The organism is Aquidulcibacter paucihalophilus (assembly GCA_030285985.1).
In the GTDB taxonomy this organism is placed as follows: Bacteria; Pseudomonadota; Alphaproteobacteria; order Caulobacterales; family Caulobacteraceae; genus Brevundimonas.
Genome location: CP127384.1, coordinates 2026957 through 2044267, shown reverse-complemented (window position 1 = coordinate 2044267; position 17311 = coordinate 2026957). Strand labels below are relative to the sequence as shown.

Below are 17311 nucleotides of genomic sequence, written 5' to 3'. Positions count from 1 at the left end.
ACCTGATCGCCGCATGAGTGCGGCATCAGCCGCGCGTCGCCAAGCCGCAAATCCGGGAAATCCGCCTTGTCCAAGCCAAACGCCATTATCGACATCAAGGATGGGCTGAAGCGCCCCGTTTCCATCGGCGGCGGACAGCGGATCGTCTTCATCGCCGGCCCGTGCCAGCTGGAGAGCCGCCAGCACGCGCTGGAGATGGCCCATGCGCTGAAGGAGATCGGCGAGCGCCTGAACGTCGGCATCATCTACAAAACCAGTTTCGACAAGGCGAACCGGACCTCGGCGACCGCCGCGCGCGGTTTCGGCCTCGAAGGCTCGCTGCCGATCTTCGCCGAGATTCGCGAGGTCACCGGCCTGCCGGTGCTGACCGACGTGCACACCGAGGAACACTGCCGAATCGCCGCCGAGGTGGTCGATGTGCTCCAGATCCCGGCCTTCCTGAGTCGCCAGACCGACCTGCTGCTGGCCGCCGCGGCGACGGGCAAGGCGATCAACATCAAGAAGGGCCAGTTCCTCGCGCCCTGGGACATGAAGAACGTGATCGCCAAGGTGGTCGGCGCCGGAAATCCCAACGTCATGGCCTGCGAGCGCGGTGCCAGCTTCGGCTACAACACCCTGGTCAGCGACATGCGGGCCCTGCCGATCCTGCGCGAGATCGGCTGCCCGGTCGTGTTCGATGCGACTCACTCGGTGCAGCAGCCGGGCGGGCAGGGGACGTCCTCGGGCGGACAGCGCGAATTCGTGCCGGTGCTGGCGCGCGCGGCCGTGGCCGTGGGCGTGGACGCGGTCTTCATGGAAACCCATCAGGACCCCGACAATGCGCCGTCGGACGGGCCGAACATGGTGCCGCTGGACCAGTTCGAGGCGCTGGCCGCCGATCTGATCGCCTATGACGACCTGACCAAGGCGCGGATGGCGAAAGCTGCCTGAATCCGATAGGCCAAGGGGATGGCTGAACGGACGCTCGATCTCGGACAACTGCAGGCGCTGCTGGAGCGGGTGCGCGGACTGAAGGTCGCCTGCGTCGGCGACCTGATGCTGGACCGCTATGTCTACGGGGAGGTCAGCCGGATCTCGCCCGAGGCGCCGATCCCCGTGCTGCGCATGCGCCGGACCACGGCCATGCCGGGCGGGGTCGGCAATGTGGCGCGCAATGTCGCGGCGCTGGGCGGCATCGCGCGCCTCGGCGCCGTCGCCGGCAAGGATGCGGCCGGGGATGAGCTGGCGGCCCTGATCGCGGCCGAACCGGGCATCGAGGACGCCCTCGAACGGCGCGCGGCGGTGGCGACCATCGTCAAGACCCGCTTTGTCGCCGCCGGCCAGCAACTGCTGCGGCTGGATGAAGAAGCGGCGGCCTTGATGGGTGATGAAAGCGACGCATTTACGGGCGCTTCCGTATATCTTCTTTCGGATTACGCGAAGGGTGTGGTCAGCGATCTGGTGATCGCCCAGGCGCTGGCGGCGGCCGAGGAGTCGGGCGCGCCGGTGGTGGTCGACCCCAAGGGGCGCGACTTCGCCCGCTATGGCGCGGTCGATCTGATCAAGCCCAACGCCAGCGAACTGGCCGGGGCCACCGGCCTGCCGGTCGAGACCGACGCCGAGGTCGAGGCGGCGCTCAAGGCGCTGCTGCACGAGACGACAGCGAAGGCCGTGGTGGTCACCCGTGCGGGCAAGGGCATGAGCCTGATGCGGCGCGGCGAACCGGTACGGCATTTCCCCGGACGGGCGCGGGAAGTCTTCGACGTCTCGGGCGCCGGCGACACCGGACTGGCGGCCCTGGGACTGGCGCTGGGCGCGGGCGCGTCGCTGGAGACGGCGGTCGAGTTCGCCATCCTCGCCTCGGGCGTGGTGGTCGGAAAGGCCGGCACGGCGGTGGTTACGCCGGCCGAACTGATCGACGCCGAGATGAGCCAGCACGCCGCGGGGGCCCACGCCAAGGTCATGCCGCTGGAGGACCTGGCGCATGTGGTCGAGGGCTGGAAGCGGCAGGGGCTGAAGGTCGGCTTCACCAACGGCTGTTTCGATATCCTACACCGCGGCCACGTCGCCTATCTGGCCCAGGCGCGGGGCTGGTGCGACCGGCTGGTGGTGGCGCTGAACACCGATGCCTCGGTGCGGCGTCTGAAGGGCGAGGGCCGGCCGATCAATGATCTGGACAGCCGGGCCGTGGTGATCGGCGGGCTGCAGTCCGTGGACCGCGTCACGGCCTTTGATGATCCGACACCCCTGGCCCTGATCGCACGGCTGCGGCCCGATGTGCTGATCAAGGGCGCGGACTATACGCGGGAGGGCGTGGTCGGCGGCGATCTGGTCGAGAGCTGGGGCGGGGAAGTCAGACTCGCGACCTTCGAGGATGGCTATTCCACCACGAAGACGATCGAGAAGATGAAGGACGAAGCATGAGCCGGCGCATGATCGTGGTCACGGGCGGCGCGGGCTTCATCGGCTCCAATATCGTTGCGCGACTGTGCGCCGAGGACCGGCGCGACGTGGTCGTCTGCGACCGTCTGGAAGACGCCGCCCTGGGCAAGTGGAAGAATATCGCCAAACACCCCATCGCCGACTTCTGGCAGCCTGAGGAGCTGTTCGAACAGCTGGAGCGGCATGCCGAGTCGGTCGAGGCCGTGGTGCATATGGGGGCCATCTCCTCGACCACGGAGCCGGATGCCGACCTGATCCTGCGCACCAATTTCAGCCTGTCGCGCGACATTTGGGACTGGTGCGCCCTGCGCGACGCGCGGATGATCTACGCCTCGTCCGCGGCCACCTATGGCGATGGTGAGGCGGGGTTCGAGGATGATGACAGCCTTGAGGCATTGGCTTCGCTCAAGCCGCTAAACGCCTATGGCTATTCAAAAATGCTGTTCGATCAGTATGCGGCGCGCCAGTCGGACCGGGGTCAGTCGCCGGGCCAGTGGGCGGGGCTGAAATTCTTCAACGTCTATGGCCCGAACGAGGGTCACAAGGGCGGGATGAAGTCGGTCGTGGCCCAGATCTGGCCGAAGGTGCAGGCCGATGAGCCGGTCACCCTGTTCCGCTCGCACAACCCGGCCTACGCCGATGGCGGCCAGATGCGCGACTTCGTCTTCGTCGACGACGTGGTCGACATCATCGAGTGGCTGCTCGACACGCCCGGCGTCTCAGGCGTGTTCAACGCCGGCTCGGGGCAGGCGCGCTCCTTCCTGGACCTGGCCAACGCCACCTTCGCGGCGGCGGGCAAGACGCCCCGGGTCGAATACGTCGACACCCCCGAGAGCATCCGGGACAAATACCAGTATTTCACCGAGGCCCGGATGGATCGGGTGCGGGCGGCGGGCTTCCAAGGGCAGTCGACCCCGCTGGAGGAGGGGGTGCGTCGCTACGTCCAGTCCTTCCTGGCGACGGCGGACCCGTATCGATGACGCCCGGCCGGATGAGCCTGCGCCAATGGGCCGGCTGGATCGGCCTGACCTTTGTGCTCGTTCTGGTCACGGCGGTGGCGGTGTGGCGCGGTGACATCCTGAGGGCCAGTCTGGATCCGCAGGTGCCGTTCCAGACCTATACGCCGCCGCCGGCCCCCGACTATGGCGACCCGGGTGCCTGGGCGCTGCGCGACGCGACCGGACCGGAGTCAGGGCCTGCGGCCGTCTTCTTCGTGCATTCGACCACCTATGACGGTGGTCGCGAGTGGAACGGGCCGATCGGCGATCCTGCGGCCGACGCCTGGCTGAAGCGGGTCGTCCTGCCCAACTATGCGGGACCGTTCGCGCGGGCCGGGGGGATCAGCGCGCCGCGCTATCGACAGGGCAGTCTCTACACCCGGCTGACCCTGCGCGACGACGCCCGCGAGGCGCGGGCCTTCGCCTGGCGCGACATCGACGCGGCCTTTACGGCCTGGATCGCGCGACACCCGGACGGCCCCATCGTTCTGGCCGGGGTGGAGCAGGGTGGTGATCTGGTCGAGCGGCTGGTGCGCGAGCGGGTGGCGGATGACCCCACCCTGCGCGGCCGGCTGGTGGCGGCCTATCTGATGGATGTCGTGGTGGCGGCCGACGGCCTGTCGCCGCAGGTTCCGGCCTGCGTCAGCCGCGACCAGGTCGGTTGCATCGTGGCCTGGTCGCCGGTCAGCGAGGACAACGACGGCGCCGGACGCCGGCGGTTGCGGCGGGCGCTGGTCTGGGACGGGCGGGGGCGGCTGGTCGACCTCGGGGGGCGGGCGGCCCTGTGCGTCAACCCGGTGACCGGTTCGACCGACACGGCCCCGGTCGAGGCCCGGCTGCACCAGGGCGCGACCAATGCGACGGGGCTCGAATGGGGCGTGCGACCGGCCCTGATGGCCCGCGAGATCGCTACCCAGTGCCGGGGCGGCCTGCTGCGCCACACCGAGCCGCGAACGGAGTCATTCCGCGAGACCGGCGGCTGGGCCGATCGGAGAAAGTCACGGCCTTACAATCTGTTCTATGGCGATATTGAAGCCGATGTTCAGGCGCGGCTCGCGGTCTGGCAGGCGCGCAAGCCGGCCTAGTCGATCCCAGGCCGGTCGTTGCGCCAGTCGAACAGGGCCTCGAGCACCTTGACCGCCTCACCGCGCGGGCTGGTCAGGTCCGGGTCGCGGCCGAGTACCAGACGGGCATCGTCGGCCGCCGTCAGCAGCAGCGACCGGTGCCGGATCGGGTCGGCGAAACGGTAGGCCGGGAAGCCGCTCTGTTTGAGACCTAAAGGATCGCCGCCGCCGCGCAGGCGGAAGTCTTCCTCGGCGATCTCGAAGCCGTCCTCGGTGCGCCGCAGGGTTTCGAGCCGCAGCCGCGCCGTCTCGCCGAGCCCGTCGTCCCCGCCGCCGTACAGCAGGATGCAGGCGCTGGCCTTGGCTCCGCGCCCCACGCGGCCCCGCAGCTGGTGCAACTGGGCCAGGCCGAAGCGGTCGGCGTGTTCGATGACCATGATGGTGGCGTTGGGCACATCGACCCCGACCTCGACCACGGTGGTGGCCACCAGCAGCGGGATACGTCCGTCGGCGAAATCGGCCATCACGGCCTCGCGCTCGGCGCCCGGCATCTGGCCGTGGGCCAGGCCGACCTCGATCTTGAGGATGCGGCGCAGGTCGGCGGCGCGGGCCTCGGCGGCGGCGAGGTCAATGGCCTCGCTCTCGGCCACCAGAGGGCAGATCCAGTAGGCCTGGGCACCGCTGTCGATCGCCGCCTTGAGCCGTTTGGCCACCTCGCTGATGCGGGCCAGCGGCAGGACGGCGGTGGTGATCGGCGTTCGGCCCGGCGGTTTTTCGTTCAGGCGGGAGACCTCGAGCTCGCCGTACTGGGTCAGTTCCAGGGTGCGTGGGATGGGGGTGGCCGACATGGTCAGCAGATGGACGCCACCGGTGCGCGGGTCGCCCTTGGCCTGCAGCCGCTGGCGCTCATTGACGCCGAAGCGGTGCTGTTCGTCGATGACGGCGAGCGCCAGCCGGTCGAAGCGGACGGCGTCCTGGAACAGGGCGTGGGTGCCGATGGCGATTTGGGCCTCGCCCGAAGCGAGGGCCGCCAGTCGGACGCGGCGCTCGGCGGGGGTGTCGCGGCCAGTCAGGAGAATGGTCGATACCCCGGCCGCTTCCAGAAGCGGTGCCAGACGCTGCCAGTGCTGGCGGGCGAGGATTTCGGTGGGTGCCATCAGGGCGGCCTGGAAGCCGGACGCGGCGGCATCCGCCAGGGCCAGGGCGGCGACCGCCGTCTTGCCCGAGCCGACGTCGCCCTGCAGCAGCCGGCCCATCTGTTCGCCCGAGGCGAGGTCGCGGCGGATCTCGGCGACGGCCTGTTGCTGGGCACCCGTCAGGTCGAAGCCCAGAGCGGCCTGCAGCTGAGCGGAGGCCTCGCCCGGCGCGATGCGCGGTCCTGGCGTGATCTGGCGCGCGCGGCGACGGCGCGCGAGGGCCAGCTGGTGCGCCAGCAATTCGTCGTAGGCAAGCCGCTGCCGGGCCGGGGCGTCGGGCTCCAGCTCGGGTTCGGAGGCGGGGGCGTGCAGGGACTCGAGCGCTGCGCGCCAGCCGGGCCAGCGGGTCTTCGCCAGCCACGCCGGGTCCTGCCACTCCGGCAGTTCGGGCGCGTGGGTGAGGGCGGCCTGAACCAGTTTGCGGACCACGCGTGAGGAGAGGCCGGCGGTCGCCGGATAGACCGGCTCGATGGCGGCGATCTCGCCGGCCTGTTCGGGCGTGAAGATGTCCGGATGGACGATCTGGACCTCGGCGTTGAAGCGTTCGACCTTGCCTGAGACCAGCCGCTTCTGACCCTTGGGCAGGAGGCGATCGATGTGCTGGGCCGAACCGCCGAACCAGATCATGTGGACAAAGCCGGTGTCGTCAGAGGCCCGGACCTTGATCGGGGCACCGGGTTTGCCGGGCACGAACAGCCGGTCGATGACGACCTCGAAGATTCCGACCTGCCCCTCGACCGCATTCACCGCCGTCATCGGCTGGCGAACGATCAGGCCCGAGGGCGACAGGAAGGCCACGTCGCGGACCAGCGGCCCGGCCAGTTTCTGGACGAGCGGCAGGATCTTCGGCCCCACGCCCTTCAGGCTGGAAACCTCCGCGAACAGGGGAAAGAGAATCTGGGGCCGCATGCGACGACAGCATAGCTGGCGAAAGCGCGTCTGGAACGCTATCTCCGCAGCGCGATTGAACCTCACCGACCGGGCAAGGAACCTTGTGGCCGATATTGACGCACGTCTGAAGCAACGACTCGGCCGGATCACTTTCCGGGCATGGCGGCGCGGGTTCCGCGAGGCCGACCTGGTGCTGGGCCCCTTTGTCGACCAGGTCGGTCCATCGCTGGACGAGAGCGAGCTGGATTCGCTCGAAGCCCTGCTGGCCGAGGACGACGATCACCGCATCTACGCCTGGATCACCGGGACGGAGCCCACGCCGCCGGTCCACGACACGCCCGTGATGATCAAGCTGCGGATCTTCATGCGCGACCATGTCGCCGCGGCTGTGGCCGAGGGGGCCGGCTGATGGACGGCGCGCTTCCCAAACGCAGTGATCAGGATCTGGGCGGCGCGCCGGAGGGGCTGGATGCCCTGGTCGTCGCCGAACGGCTGAAGGCCGACGGCGGTGTGGGTCTGTTCGTCGCGCGGGACTACGCCCGGATGGGCGAGTTCGTGCAGGCCTTCGGCTTCTTCGCCGACGATATCGAGATCGTGGAGTTCCCGGCCTGGGATTGTTTGCCCTACGACCGGTTGAGCCCGACCTCGTCGGCCTCGGCCGAGCGGATGGCGGCCCTGACGCGGCTGGCGCAGCGCGCGCCCGGCGACCGCAAGCCGGTGCTGGTCGTCACCACGGTCGGCGCGGCCATGCAGCGGACGCCGCCGCGGGAAGTCACCAACGGCGCCGGGTTCCAGACCACGGTCGGGCTCGACCTCGAGACCGCGGCGCTGGAGCGGTATTTCGCGGCCAACGGCTACATGCGCGCCTCGACCGTGTCGGAGAAGGGCGAGTTCGCCGTGCGCGGCGGGGTGATTGACGTCTATCCGCCGGGCTTTGAGGAGCCGGTGCGGCTGGACATGTTCGGCTCGGAGCTGGAGTCGATCCGGACCTTCGACCCGGCCACCCAGCGGTCGACCGGCCAGTTGCGCGAGGTGCACCTGGCACCCGTGTCCGAGGCCCTGCTCGACCCCGACAGTATCTCCCGCTTCCGCACCGGCTACCTCGGTCTGTTCGGCGCGGCGGGAGACGATCCGCTCTACGCCGCCATCAGCGAGGGCGCGCGGCGGCAGGGCATGGAGCACTGGCTGCCGCTGCTCTACGACCGGCTCGAGACCCTGTTCGACTATCTGCCCGACGACGCGCGGCTGTTCCTCGACAATCAGGTCGAGGCGGCGCGGGGCGAGCGCTGGACCCTGACCCGCGACGCCTATGAGGCGCGTCGTGATGCGGCGATGGGCAAGGGCGGGGCCGCCTATCGCGCCCTGCCGCCCGAGCGGCTGTATCTGGGCGAGAGCGACTGGCACAGCGCCCTGGCGGGCCGATGGGTGCGGCGTCTGTCGCCCTTCCAGGGCCCGGGCGACGATGCCGGCGGGCGGCTGGGGCGCAGCTTCTCGGCCGAGCGGGCGCAGGACAGCGTCAATCTGTTCGAGGCCGTGGCGCGGCATGCCGAGGCGCTGAAGGCGGCCGGCAAGCGGGTTCTGTTCGCGTCCTGGACCGAGGGATCGTCCGAGCGGCTGGCGGCCATGCTGGCAGACCACGGGCTGGAACACGTCGTGGCGGTGCGCAACTGGGCCGATGTCCAGACGGCGCCGAAGGACATCTATCTGCGCGGCGTCCTGCCGGTCGAACATGGCTTCGAGACGGACGCGATCGCCGTCATCTCCGAGACCGACATGCTGGGCGACCGGCTGGCGCGGCCGAAGAAGAAGCGGCGGGCGTCGAACTTCCTCGCCGAGGCCTCCGCCCTGACGACCGGCGATCTGGTGGTCCACCTCGACCACGGCATCGGCCGCTATGAGGGGCTGAAGACGCTGGAGATCCAGCAGGCGCCGCACGACTGTCTGGAACTGCTCTACGCCGGCGACAGCAAGCTGTACCTGCCGGTCGAGAACATCGACCTGCTGACCCGCTACGGTTCGGAGACCGACGGGGCGCAACTGGACCGGCTGGGCGGGGCGGGCTGGCAGGCGCGCAAGGCCAAGGCCAAGGCCCGTCTGCGCGACATGGCCGAGGGGCTGATCGCGCTCGCGGCCAAGCGGTCGCTGCGGTCGTCCGACCCGATCACGCCGCCGCACGGCCTGTTCGACGAGTTCTGCGCCCGCTTCCCGTACGAGGAGACGGACGACCAGCTGAACGCCATCGGCGATGTGCTGGAGGACCTCGGCAAGGGCACGCCGATGGACCGGCTGATCTGCGGCGACGTCGGCTTCGGCAAGACCGAGGTGGCGCTGCGCGCCGCCTTCGTGGTGGCCATGACGGGGCAGCAGGTGGCCATCGTCTGCCCGACGACCCTGCTGGCGCGGCAGCATTTCAAGACCTTCAGCGAGCGGTTCGCCGGCTGGCCGGTCAAGGTGCGGCACCTGTCGCGGATGGTCACGGCCAAGGACGCGGCCGAGACGCGCGCGGGGCTCAAGGACGGCTCGTTCGAGATTGTCGTCGGCACCCATGCGGTGCTCAGTGATCAGGTCGGGTTCAAGGATCTGGGCCTTGTTATTGTTGATGAAGAGCAGCATTTCGGCGTCAAGCACAAGGAGAAGCTGAAGGGCCTCCGCGCCGACGTTCACCTGCTGACCCTGACGGCCACGCCGATCCCCCGGACGCTGCAGATGGCGCTGTCGGGCATCCGCGAGATGTCGATCATCGCCACCCCGCCGGTCGATCGACTGGCGGTGCGGACCTATGTCACGCCGTGGGACCCGGTGCTGGTCCGCGAGGCCCTGCTGCGCGAGAAATACCGCGGCGGTCAGGCCTATTATGTCGTGCCGCGCCTGTCGGACCTGCCGGACATCGAACAGTTCCTTCGCGAGAAGGTGCCGGAGATCAAATTCGTGGTCGGTCACGGCCAGATGTCGCCGACCCAGCTGGAAGACGTGATGAGCGCCTTCTACGACGGCAGCTACGACCTGCTGCTGTCGACCACGATCGTCGAGAGCGGGCTGGATGTGCCCACGGCCAACACCCTGATCGTGCACAAGGCCGACATGTTCGGCCTGGCCCAGCTGCACCAGATCCGCGGCCGCATCGGCCGGGCCAAGGCGCGCGCCTTCGCCTATCTGACCACGCCGCCGAACAAGCCGATGAGCCTGTCGTCCGAGCGGCGGCTGCAGGTGCTGCAGTCGCTGGACAACCTCGGTGCCGGCTTCCAGCTGGCCAGCCACGATCTGGACCAGCGCGGCGGCGGCAACCTGCTGGGCGATGAACAGTCGGGCCATATCCGCGAGGTCGGGGTCGAGCTGTACCAGCAGATGCTCGAGGATGCCGTGGCGGAGCTCCGCCAGGCGGGTGAGGGCGGCGGGCTGGTCGATCGCGGCTGGTCGCCGGCGATCAATGTCGGTGCAGCGGTATTAATTCCAGAGGATTACGTCCCGGACCTGAATGTTCGACTGAGCCTGTATCGCCGCCTGTCGGACGCCGAGAATTCGGAGACGCGCGAGGCGCTGGCGGCAGAACTCATCGACCGGTTCGGCCCTCTGCCGGACGAGGCGAAACAGCTGCTGCGCATCGTCGGCATCAAGGCCAACTGCAAGACGGCCTGTATCGAGCGGATCGATATCGGGCCCAAGGGGGCGGTGCTGACCCTGCGCAACAACGCCTTCCCCAATCCGATGGGGCTGGTCGGGCTGATCCAGAAGAACCACGCCTTCTGGAAGATCCGGCCGGACCAGAAGATCGTCGTCAAGGGCGAGTGGGACACGGCGGCGGACCGGCTGAAGGTGGCCGAGCGGATCACGGCCGACCTGGCGCGGGTGGCGGCGGCCTGAGCCGGGAACGCATGGCTGTGATCGGCACTTCAGTCGCTCTAGGCTGAACCCGCGAGTCGCGGCGGATGAGCCGGGACAGGAGGGGACGGCCATGGCGCGCAAGCCCACGACATCCGCCGGCGCAGGCCAGCGCGCCTCGGCTGTGAAGCGGGTCGCGCCGGGCGTCGCCGTGCCGGAACCGGCCGCGCCCCTGCCGCCGCCGGTTCGCAAGCTGATCTGGAGCCATCTGTATTTCCAGGTGCTGGTCGCCATCAGCCTCGGTGCCCTGATCGGGCATTTCTGGCCGGTCTTCGGCGAGAGCCTGAAGCCGCTGGGCGACGCCTTCATCCGGCTGGTAAAGATGATCATCGCCCCGGTGATCTTCCTGACCGTGGCGACGGGGATCGCCCACCTGCGCGACCTCGGAAAGCTGGGCCAGGTGGTGGGCAAGGCCTTCGCCTATTTCCTGACCTTCTCGACCTTGGCCCTGATCATCGGCCTGGTCGTCGCCAATGTGGTGAAACCCGGTGCGGGCATGAACGTCGATCCGGCGACGCTCGATCCGGCGGCGGTCGAGACCTATGTCGCCAAGGCCCACGACACCGACATCGTGGCCTTCCTGATGAACATCATCCCCGAGACCGTGGTCGGGGCCTTCGCCGGCGGCGAGATCCTGCAGGTCCTGTTCTTCGCCATCCTGTTCGGCATCTCGCTGGCGATCATCGGCGACCGGGCCCAGCCCGTGATGACCGTGCTGGAGAGCGTATCGGAGGCCTTCTTCAAACTGGTGGCCATCCTGATGAAGGCGGCCCCGATCGGAGCGTTCGGGGCCTTCGCCTTCACCATCGGGCGCTACGGCATCGAGTCGGTGATCAACCTCGCCGCACTCGTGGCCACATTCTACCTGACCTCGGCCCTGTTCGTGGTTGTGGTGCTGGGGCTGGTCGCGCGGTTCAACGGCTTCTCGATCTTTAAACTGATGCGCTACCTCAAGGAGGAGCTGCTGCTGGTGCTGGGGACCTCGTCGTCCGAGGCGGCCCTGCCCAGTCTGATCGAGAAGATGGGCCGCGCCGGCTGCGACCGGTCGGTGGTCGGGCTGGTCGTGCCGACGGGCTATTCGTTCAATCTGGACGGCACCAACATCTATATGACGCTGGCGGCCCTGTTCATCGCCCAGGCCTGCGGGGTCGAGCTGTCGCTGGGCGACCAGCTGCTGCTGCTGGCGGTGGCCATGCTCAGCTCCAAGGGCGCGGCGGGCGTGACCGGGGCGGGCTTCATTACCCTGGCCGCGACCCTGGCGGTGGTGCCGAGCGTGCCGGTGGCGGGCATGGCGCTGATCCTCGGCGTCGACCGGTTCATGAGCGAGTGCCGGGCCCTGACCAATTTCATCGGCAATGCCGTGGCCACGATCGTGGTGGCAAGGTGGGAGAACGGACTGGATCGCGAGGCCTTGAACACGGCGCTCGCAGGCGGTCCGACGCCGATCGTCGCCGGCAGCCGGGAAGCGGACGACGACTAGACCCGCTCCGCCTTGCCGCCGCCGGACCGTCCGGGCAAAAGGCGCGCATGACCCACACCCTCTACGGCATCCCCAACTGCGACACCGTCAAGAAGGCCCGTGTCTGGCTCGAGCAGCACGGCGTCCCCTTCGCCTTCCATGACTACAAGAAGGTCGGGATCGACCGGCCGCGGCTGGAGGCCTGGGTGTCCGAGCATGGCTGGGAGACGGTGCTCAACCGCGCCGGTACGACGTTCCGGGCTCTGCCGGACGCCGACAAGGCCGATCTGGATGCGGGCAAGGCCGTCGATCTGATGCTGGCGCAGCCGTCGATGATCAAAAGGCCGGTGCTGGATCTGGGTGGCCGGACCCTGGTCGGGTTCAAGCCGGAGCGGTACGCCGCCGTCCTGATCTAGCCTTCGACGTCGACCTCGGGCCGGTCATGGCCGTCGGCGCGTTCGGTGATCCAGTTGCCGGACGGGTCGGCATATTCGATCAGCGTGTTCTCGTCGGGCACCTTCTGCTCGCGCGCAACGGCGATGGCGGCGGCGCGGGCCGTGTCATGGTCCGGGTAGGTCTCCGAATATGTGCCGCCCAGCTGATAGGCCCAGCCGCCGTCGTGTTCGACGATGCGATAGGTGATCTGGACCATGGGGCGAGGCTCCGGCTCGGGTTGGGTGGACGATGCCAGTTCAACGCGGGGCGGGCAGGGGCGTTGCAGGGAAGGCTCGATCCCGCCGGCTCCAAAAAAATTGAAGCCCCCGCATCCACTGGCAAGGCCGGCGCCGACTACCCTATGAAAGCGCGGGCGAAGGGCCCGGCGCGGTGAGGGGTGAAGACGATGGAAGACCTGTTCCGTTCATACTGGTGGCTGATCTTTCCGCTCGGCTGGTTCGTGGCGTCCGGCTTTTCGAGCCTGCTCAACTACCGCCGGCAGAAGGATACGCTGAAGCTGATCCAGACCTATGCCGAGAAGGGCCAGGAGCCGCCGGCCGCCCTGCTCAAGGTGCTGGACCGCCCGATCGATGCGGATGATGACTCCTGGCAGACCCGCAACCAGGGCGGCCGCCCCGGCGACGGCTCGTGGTTCTCGGTGGTGCTGTTCGGGGTGATGTCGGCGGGCTTTGGCTACGCCAGCTGGTCCGACATGTATGGCGCAGGCGACGCCTTCCTGATTGTCAGCTTCGTGCTGGGTGCCCTGTGTCTGGCCTCGCTGGTCTCGGCCCTGCGCAGCGGCGGGCGCGGTCCGCGGACCTGATGCCGGCCGGGGGCGCGCGCCATGGGAGGATTGCAGACCGACGCCGAGCTGGTGGGCCGCGCGCTCGCCGGCTCGGACGCCGCCTTTTCGCGGCTGATCGAGCGGCACCAGGCGGCGGTGCGCGGCTTTCTGCGGCGGATGCTGGGCGGCGGCTGGGCCGAGGCGGACGATGTGGCGCAGGAGGCCTTCCTCGCGGCCTGGCGTTCGCTTCGGTCGCTCAAGGAGCCCGCCGGAGTCCGCGCCTGGCTGTGCGGCATCGCCTGGCGCAAGGCGCAGGACCGGATCCGGTCCGCACGGCGCGGCGCGGCCCGGGACAATCTCTGGCTGGAGACCGTGGTGACGCCGGTTGGCGTGTCCCCGGAGGAGCGGATGTCCGTCGAGGCCGCCATGTCCGAGCTGCCGTCCGATGTGCGCGCCTGCGTGGCCCTGTGTCTGGGCGACGGCTGGTCGCACGGCGAGGCGTCGATGGCTCTGGGCTTGCCTCTCGGCACGGTGAAGTCGCATGTTGCCCGCGGACGGGCGCGTTTGCTCAAGGCGCTGGGAGGTCCGGATGACGCCTGAACAGAAACTGGCCGCCCTGTTCGCCGCCGAGGCACCGCCCGCGCGCGACTACGCCTTCCAGGCCCGGATGGCGCAGGCGATCGCCCTGCGCCGGGCGTGGATGACCGTGGCCGCCCTCGTGCCCTGGGCCGTGGCCGCCGTGGCCGTTTTGTGGGCGCTGATCCCGGTGGTCGGGCCGATGAGCGACAGTCTGGGTGCCGCGCTCCAGCCCGCCGCCGCCATGCTCGCCGGAGCGGCGGTCACCGCCGCCGCCGCCCTGTGGCTGTCGCGCCGCTTCGGAAGAGGTTTCCGGGTCCCGTTCAGCGCACGCTGACCGTTGCGGCCACGCCGAAATGGTCGGACGGATATTCGCCGTTCACCGGCTCTGAGCCGATCACCGCGGCACGCGCCGGGGCGAAGCGGGCCGTCTCCGCAAAGATGTGGTCGATCACGCGCTCCGGATGTCCCCTGGCAGGGTTGAGTGTCGTCTGCGCCGCGCCGCGGGGCAGGGCGCTGAAGAAGCGGGGTCCGGTGAGGGCGGCGAGGCCGGCGTCCGCCTGCATGGCATTGAAGTCCCCCATGACGATCAGGGGCGTTCCGTCCTGCGGCAGCATGGAGATCAGGTCGGCGATCTGGCGCGCCCGGACGGCGGCCGCGTCCTCCTGCCAGGCCAGATGGGTGTTGACGACGTCCACGGACTGTCCGCCCAAGGTGACGCGGACCCTCAGGGCGGTGCGGTAGTCGTCGAGCGGCTGGAGTTTGCGCGACTCGACGTCGGTAACGGGCAAGCGGCTGAGAATGGCGTTGCCGTAACGCCGCGGCACCCCTTCAGGGTCTGTCGAGACGAAGTGCACCGAATAGCCGCCCAGGGCATCGGCGATCGTCCGCGCCTGGTTGGGCAGATCGACAGCGGCGTCCTCGAGCACCTCCTGCAGGCCGACAACGTCGGCGTCCCCGGCCCGGATGGCGGCGACCAGCAGCGGCAGGCGCGCGGCCCAGTCCCCCTGGTTATGCCAGATGTTGAAGGTGACCAGCTTCAGGTCGGTCCCGGCGTGACCGGCAGGCATTGAGGCACAGCCGGCCAGCGGGGCGGCGCCCAGTCCGGCCAGCAGGATGCGGCGGTCGATCATGGTGCTTCCCCGGAGTTGCGGCATTTCTGGCGAATTCGCCTGCCTTACGAAAGTTTCACCTGCCGGTTCGCATCCGTACGGCCTCCCCGCCGCCTCTTGTCGTCAGAAGGCCGAAGCATCACGCTCCAGTCGAACACAAAACCAGAGGATTTGCGAGATGAATGAGGTCATGATCCCGATCACGATGTTCGCGATGATCGCCGCCATCGTGATCGTGCCGACCTGGCTGAAGAGCAGGGAACGGCGTGAGATGCAGGCGACGCTGCGGGCGTCGATCGACAAGGGGCAGGCGCTGCCGCCCGAGGTCATTGATGCCCTGACCCGCCAGACCGTCAAACCGCCTGCGACCGCCGGCCGGGACCTGCGCATCGGCGTGATCCTGCTCGCACTGTCGCTGGGCATCGCTGCGACCTTCTCCTTCATCGGCTTCAAGTTCGGTGAGTCCGAGGCCTGGGGCTTCGGGGCCTTCGCCGCCATCCCGGGCTTCATCGGCCTGGCCTTCATCATTCTGAGCGCCTTCAACAAGAACAAGGGCTGAGTCGGGGCGGGCAGGGGGAACCATCATGACCCAATCCCTGGTCGACCGGCACGACGTCGAGCTCGCCGCCCTTGCGGCGGCGGGCGGACGGCGGGAGTTCGGAGAACTGGTGCGTCGCCACGGTTCGGCGGTGCGCGGCCTGCTGCGGCGAATGGGGGCCCAGCCCTCGCTTGCCGACGACATCGCCCAGGACGCCTTCATCCAGGCGTTCGAGCGGTGCGCTGAGTTCCGCGGCGAGGGCACTTTCGCCGCCTGGGTCAAGCGGATCGCGGCCCGGCTGTACATCAAGCGGGTGGCCAAGGAAGCCCGCTACGTCGCCGAGGTCGAGAATGAAGACGCCGCGCCCGCGACCGATCATGCGGGTCTGGTGGATCTCGACGAGGCCCTGAAGGGCCTCAGCGAGGCCGAACGACTGTGTGTCTCCCTTTGTCACGGGGCCGGCATGGCGCATCCAGAGATCGCCGCGGCCCTCAATTTGCCACTCGGCACGGTGAAGTCTCATGTCAAACGTGGTCTGGATAAACTCCGTGCGCGGCTCCAGCCGGCCGGACAGCCCCTGGGGAGCGCGCAGCATGTCGGCTGACGAGTTCGATCCTGACATCGAGCGCCTGTTCGCGCGCGCGCCCCAGATGCCCGACGCCGCCCTGTTCACGGCCCAGATCGAGCAGCGGCTGCAGAAGGGTTCCAACGTCCGTTTCCTCACGCTGGGTCTCGCCGGCCTTGTCGGCGGCGTCGTGGCTATTCGTGAAACCATGACCGTCAACCTCGGGTCCGGAGACGGCGTCGTGGCCGGCAATGCGCTCGGTCAGGGCATCCGCACCGCCTCTCTCAACACCCAGGGCGCGGTGCAGACCGGCCTCGACCAACTGGGTCTGGCCAATCTGGAGCTGGGCTCCATGGGCGGAATGCACCTGTTCTGGATCGTCGCCGGGGCCCTGATCGCCGTGGCCGCCGCCGGGGTGATGAAGCTGTCGCAGGACATCTGATCCGACGCCCCGTCTTCCCAAGGGATGACGGGGCGGCCCCGCGGGACTATCAAGAGGTCCGAACAGGAGGACCTCCCCATGTCCAGCCAGAAGCAGGAAGCCGTCAAACGCATCGCGGCACCGGACATCCGGGCCCGCAAGGGCGGCGAGCCGATCGTCTGCCTGACCGCCTATGACGCCCCGACGGCCGCCCTGCTGGACGATCACTGCGACCTGCTGCTGGTCGGCGACAGCGTCGGCATGGTGGTCCACGGGATGCCCAATACCGTCGGCGTCACCCTCGAGATGATGATCCTGCACGGCCAGGCCGTCATGCGCGGCTCGCGTCGGGCCATGGTGGTCATCGACATGCCCTTCGGAAGCTATGAGGGCGGCAAGGAGCAGGCCTACCAGAACTGCGCCCGCGTGATGAAGGAGACCGGTGCCCAGGGGGTGAAGGTCGAAAGCGGGCCCACGGTGGCGGAAACCATCGCCTATCTGGTCCAGCGCGGTATTCCGGTCATGGGCCATGTCGGCCTGCGGCCCCAGGCCGTCCTGACCGACGGAGCCTTCAAGGCCAAGGGCAAGACGGATGAGGAACGGCTGCGGGTGATGAGCGAGGCCGAGGCCACCGCCGACGCCGGCGCCTTTGCCGTTGTCATCGAGGGCGTGGCCGAGGGGCTGGCGCGCGACATCACTCTGGCCATCGACAAGCCCACCATCGGCATCGGCGCCTCGTCCGCCTGTGACGGCCAGATCCTCGTGACGCCCGACATGCTGGGCCTGTTCGACTGGACCCCGAAATTCGTGCGCCGCTACGCCGATATGCGTGGCGACATCGACAAGGCGGTCGCCGCCTATGCCGCTGATGTCAAAGCCCGCCGTTTTCCTGCCGAAGTCGAGACCTACTTCTCGAAAAAGCCCGCCACGCCCTAAGCCGTGCGTTGCGGCGGGGCAGGGGACCCTCTAGGG

At 68.8% G+C, this 17311-nt stretch carries 18 protein-coding genes; 15 read left to right on the top strand and 3 right to left on the bottom strand.

Going from position 1 to position 17311, the window contains the following annotated elements; genetic code table 11:
• Positions 1–66: 66 nt before the first annotated feature.
• The 4 genes from kdsA to KB221_09985 are packed head-to-tail and all read left to right on the top strand — an operon-like array spanning position 67 to position 4504.
• On the top strand, positions 67–930 hold the full coding sequence (gene kdsA / locus KB221_10000) for a 3-deoxy-8-phosphooctulonate synthase (GenBank protein WIY68431.1): 864 nt from the start codon (positions 67–69) through the stop codon (positions 928–930).
• An 18-nt stretch (positions 931–948) separates the two neighbouring features.
• Complete coding sequence (rfaE2, locus tag KB221_09995) at positions 949–2403, top strand: D-glycero-beta-D-manno-heptose 1-phosphate adenylyltransferase (GenBank protein ID WIY68430.1); 1455 nt, start codon at positions 949–951, stop codon at positions 2401–2403.
• On the top strand, positions 2400–3401 hold the full coding sequence (gene rfaD, locus KB221_09990) for an ADP-glyceromanno-heptose 6-epimerase (protein WIY68429.1): 1002 nt from the start codon (positions 2400–2402) through the stop codon (positions 3399–3401). The genes rfaE2 and rfaD overlap by 4 nt, the downstream gene beginning before the upstream one ends.
• Entirely contained in the window at positions 3398–4504 is a 1107-nt protein-coding gene (locus KB221_09985; GenBank protein ID WIY68428.1) for a DUF3089 domain-containing protein, read from the top strand. Before rfaD ends, KB221_09985 begins: the two co-directional genes overlap by 4 nt.
• Here the strand turns inward: KB221_09985 and recG are convergent.
• Entirely contained in the window at positions 4501–6588 is a 2088-nt protein-coding gene (recG, locus tag KB221_09980; protein WIY68427.1) for an ATP-dependent DNA helicase RecG, read from the bottom strand. The two genes, KB221_09985 and recG, sit on opposite strands and share 4 nt — an antisense overlap.
• A gap of 55 nt (positions 6589–6643) precedes the next feature.
• Between recG and KB221_09975 the strand changes: the two genes are divergently transcribed.
• From KB221_09975 to KB221_09960, 4 genes are all read left to right on the top strand, one after another.
• Positions 6644–6979 carry a succinate dehydrogenase assembly factor 2 gene (locus KB221_09975; protein WIY68426.1) on the top strand — a complete coding sequence of 112 codons (336 nt, stop codon included), beginning with the start codon at positions 6644–6646 and terminating at the stop codon, positions 6977–6979.
• Positions 6979–10431 (top strand): transcription-repair coupling factor, encoded by a 3453-nt coding sequence (gene mfd, locus KB221_09970; protein ID WIY68425.1) that lies wholly within the window; start codon positions 6979–6981, stop codon positions 10429–10431. The genes KB221_09975 and mfd overlap by 1 nt, the downstream gene beginning before the upstream one ends.
• A 91-nt stretch (positions 10432–10522) precedes the next feature.
• Positions 10523–11929 carry a dicarboxylate/amino acid:cation symporter gene (locus KB221_09965; GenBank protein ID WIY68424.1) on the top strand — a complete coding sequence of 469 codons (1407 nt, stop codon included), beginning with the start codon at positions 10523–10525 and terminating at the stop codon, positions 11927–11929.
• Positions 11930–11976: 47 nt separating this feature from the next.
• Positions 11977–12324, top strand: a complete 348-nt coding sequence (locus KB221_09960; GenBank protein WIY68423.1) for an arsenate reductase — start codon at positions 11977–11979, stop codon at positions 12322–12324.
• On the opposite strand, the gene KB221_09955 is transcribed toward KB221_09960, so the two are convergent.
• Positions 12321–12560, bottom strand: coding sequence for a hypothetical protein (locus tag KB221_09955; GenBank protein WIY68422.1), 240 nt, complete (start codon positions 12558–12560; stop codon positions 12321–12323). The two genes, KB221_09960 and KB221_09955, sit on opposite strands and share 4 nt — an antisense overlap.
• A gap of 189 nt (positions 12561–12749) precedes the next feature.
• Here KB221_09955 and KB221_09950 point away from each other — a divergent pair, with 189 nt between their 5' ends.
• The 3 genes from KB221_09950 to KB221_09940 are packed head-to-tail and all read left to right on the top strand — an operon-like array spanning position 12750 to position 14040.
• Positions 12750–13166 carry a hypothetical protein gene (locus tag KB221_09950; protein ID WIY68421.1) on the top strand — a complete coding sequence of 139 codons (417 nt, stop codon included), beginning with the start codon at positions 12750–12752 and terminating at the stop codon, positions 13164–13166.
• Between the two features lie 21 nt (positions 13167–13187).
• Positions 13188–13727 (top strand): RNA polymerase sigma factor, encoded by a 540-nt coding sequence (locus tag KB221_09945; GenBank protein WIY68420.1) that lies wholly within the window; start codon positions 13188–13190, stop codon positions 13725–13727.
• Positions 13717–14040, top strand: coding sequence for a hypothetical protein (locus tag KB221_09940; GenBank protein WIY68419.1), 324 nt, complete (start codon positions 13717–13719; stop codon positions 14038–14040). The genes KB221_09945 and KB221_09940 overlap by 11 nt, the downstream gene beginning before the upstream one ends.
• Here KB221_09940 and KB221_09935 read toward each other — a convergent pair.
• Positions 14027–14836 (bottom strand): endonuclease/exonuclease/phosphatase family protein, encoded by an 810-nt coding sequence (locus KB221_09935; protein ID WIY68418.1) that lies wholly within the window; start codon positions 14834–14836, stop codon positions 14027–14029. The two genes, KB221_09940 and KB221_09935, sit on opposite strands and share 14 nt — an antisense overlap.
• 157 nt (positions 14837–14993) lie before the next feature.
• On the opposite strand from KB221_09935, the gene KB221_09930 reads away from it, so the two are divergent.
• The 4 genes from KB221_09930 (at position 14994) to panB (ending at position 17275) form a co-directional block, all read left to right on the top strand.
• Positions 14994–15374 (top strand): DUF6249 domain-containing protein, encoded by a 381-nt coding sequence (locus KB221_09930; protein WIY68417.1) that lies wholly within the window; start codon positions 14994–14996, stop codon positions 15372–15374.
• 25 nt (positions 15375–15399) lie between these two features.
• On the top strand, positions 15400–15957 hold the full coding sequence (locus tag KB221_09925; GenBank protein ID WIY68416.1) for a sigma-70 family RNA polymerase sigma factor: 558 nt from the start codon (positions 15400–15402) through the stop codon (positions 15955–15957).
• On the top strand, positions 15947–16360 hold the full coding sequence (locus tag KB221_09920; GenBank protein WIY68415.1) for a hypothetical protein: 414 nt from the start codon (positions 15947–15949) through the stop codon (positions 16358–16360). The genes KB221_09925 and KB221_09920 overlap by 11 nt, the downstream gene beginning before the upstream one ends.
• A gap of 78 nt (positions 16361–16438) precedes the next feature.
• Complete coding sequence (panB, locus tag KB221_09915) at positions 16439–17275, top strand: 3-methyl-2-oxobutanoate hydroxymethyltransferase (GenBank protein WIY68414.1); 837 nt, start codon at positions 16439–16441, stop codon at positions 17273–17275.
• Positions 17276–17311: the final 36 nt, after the last annotated feature.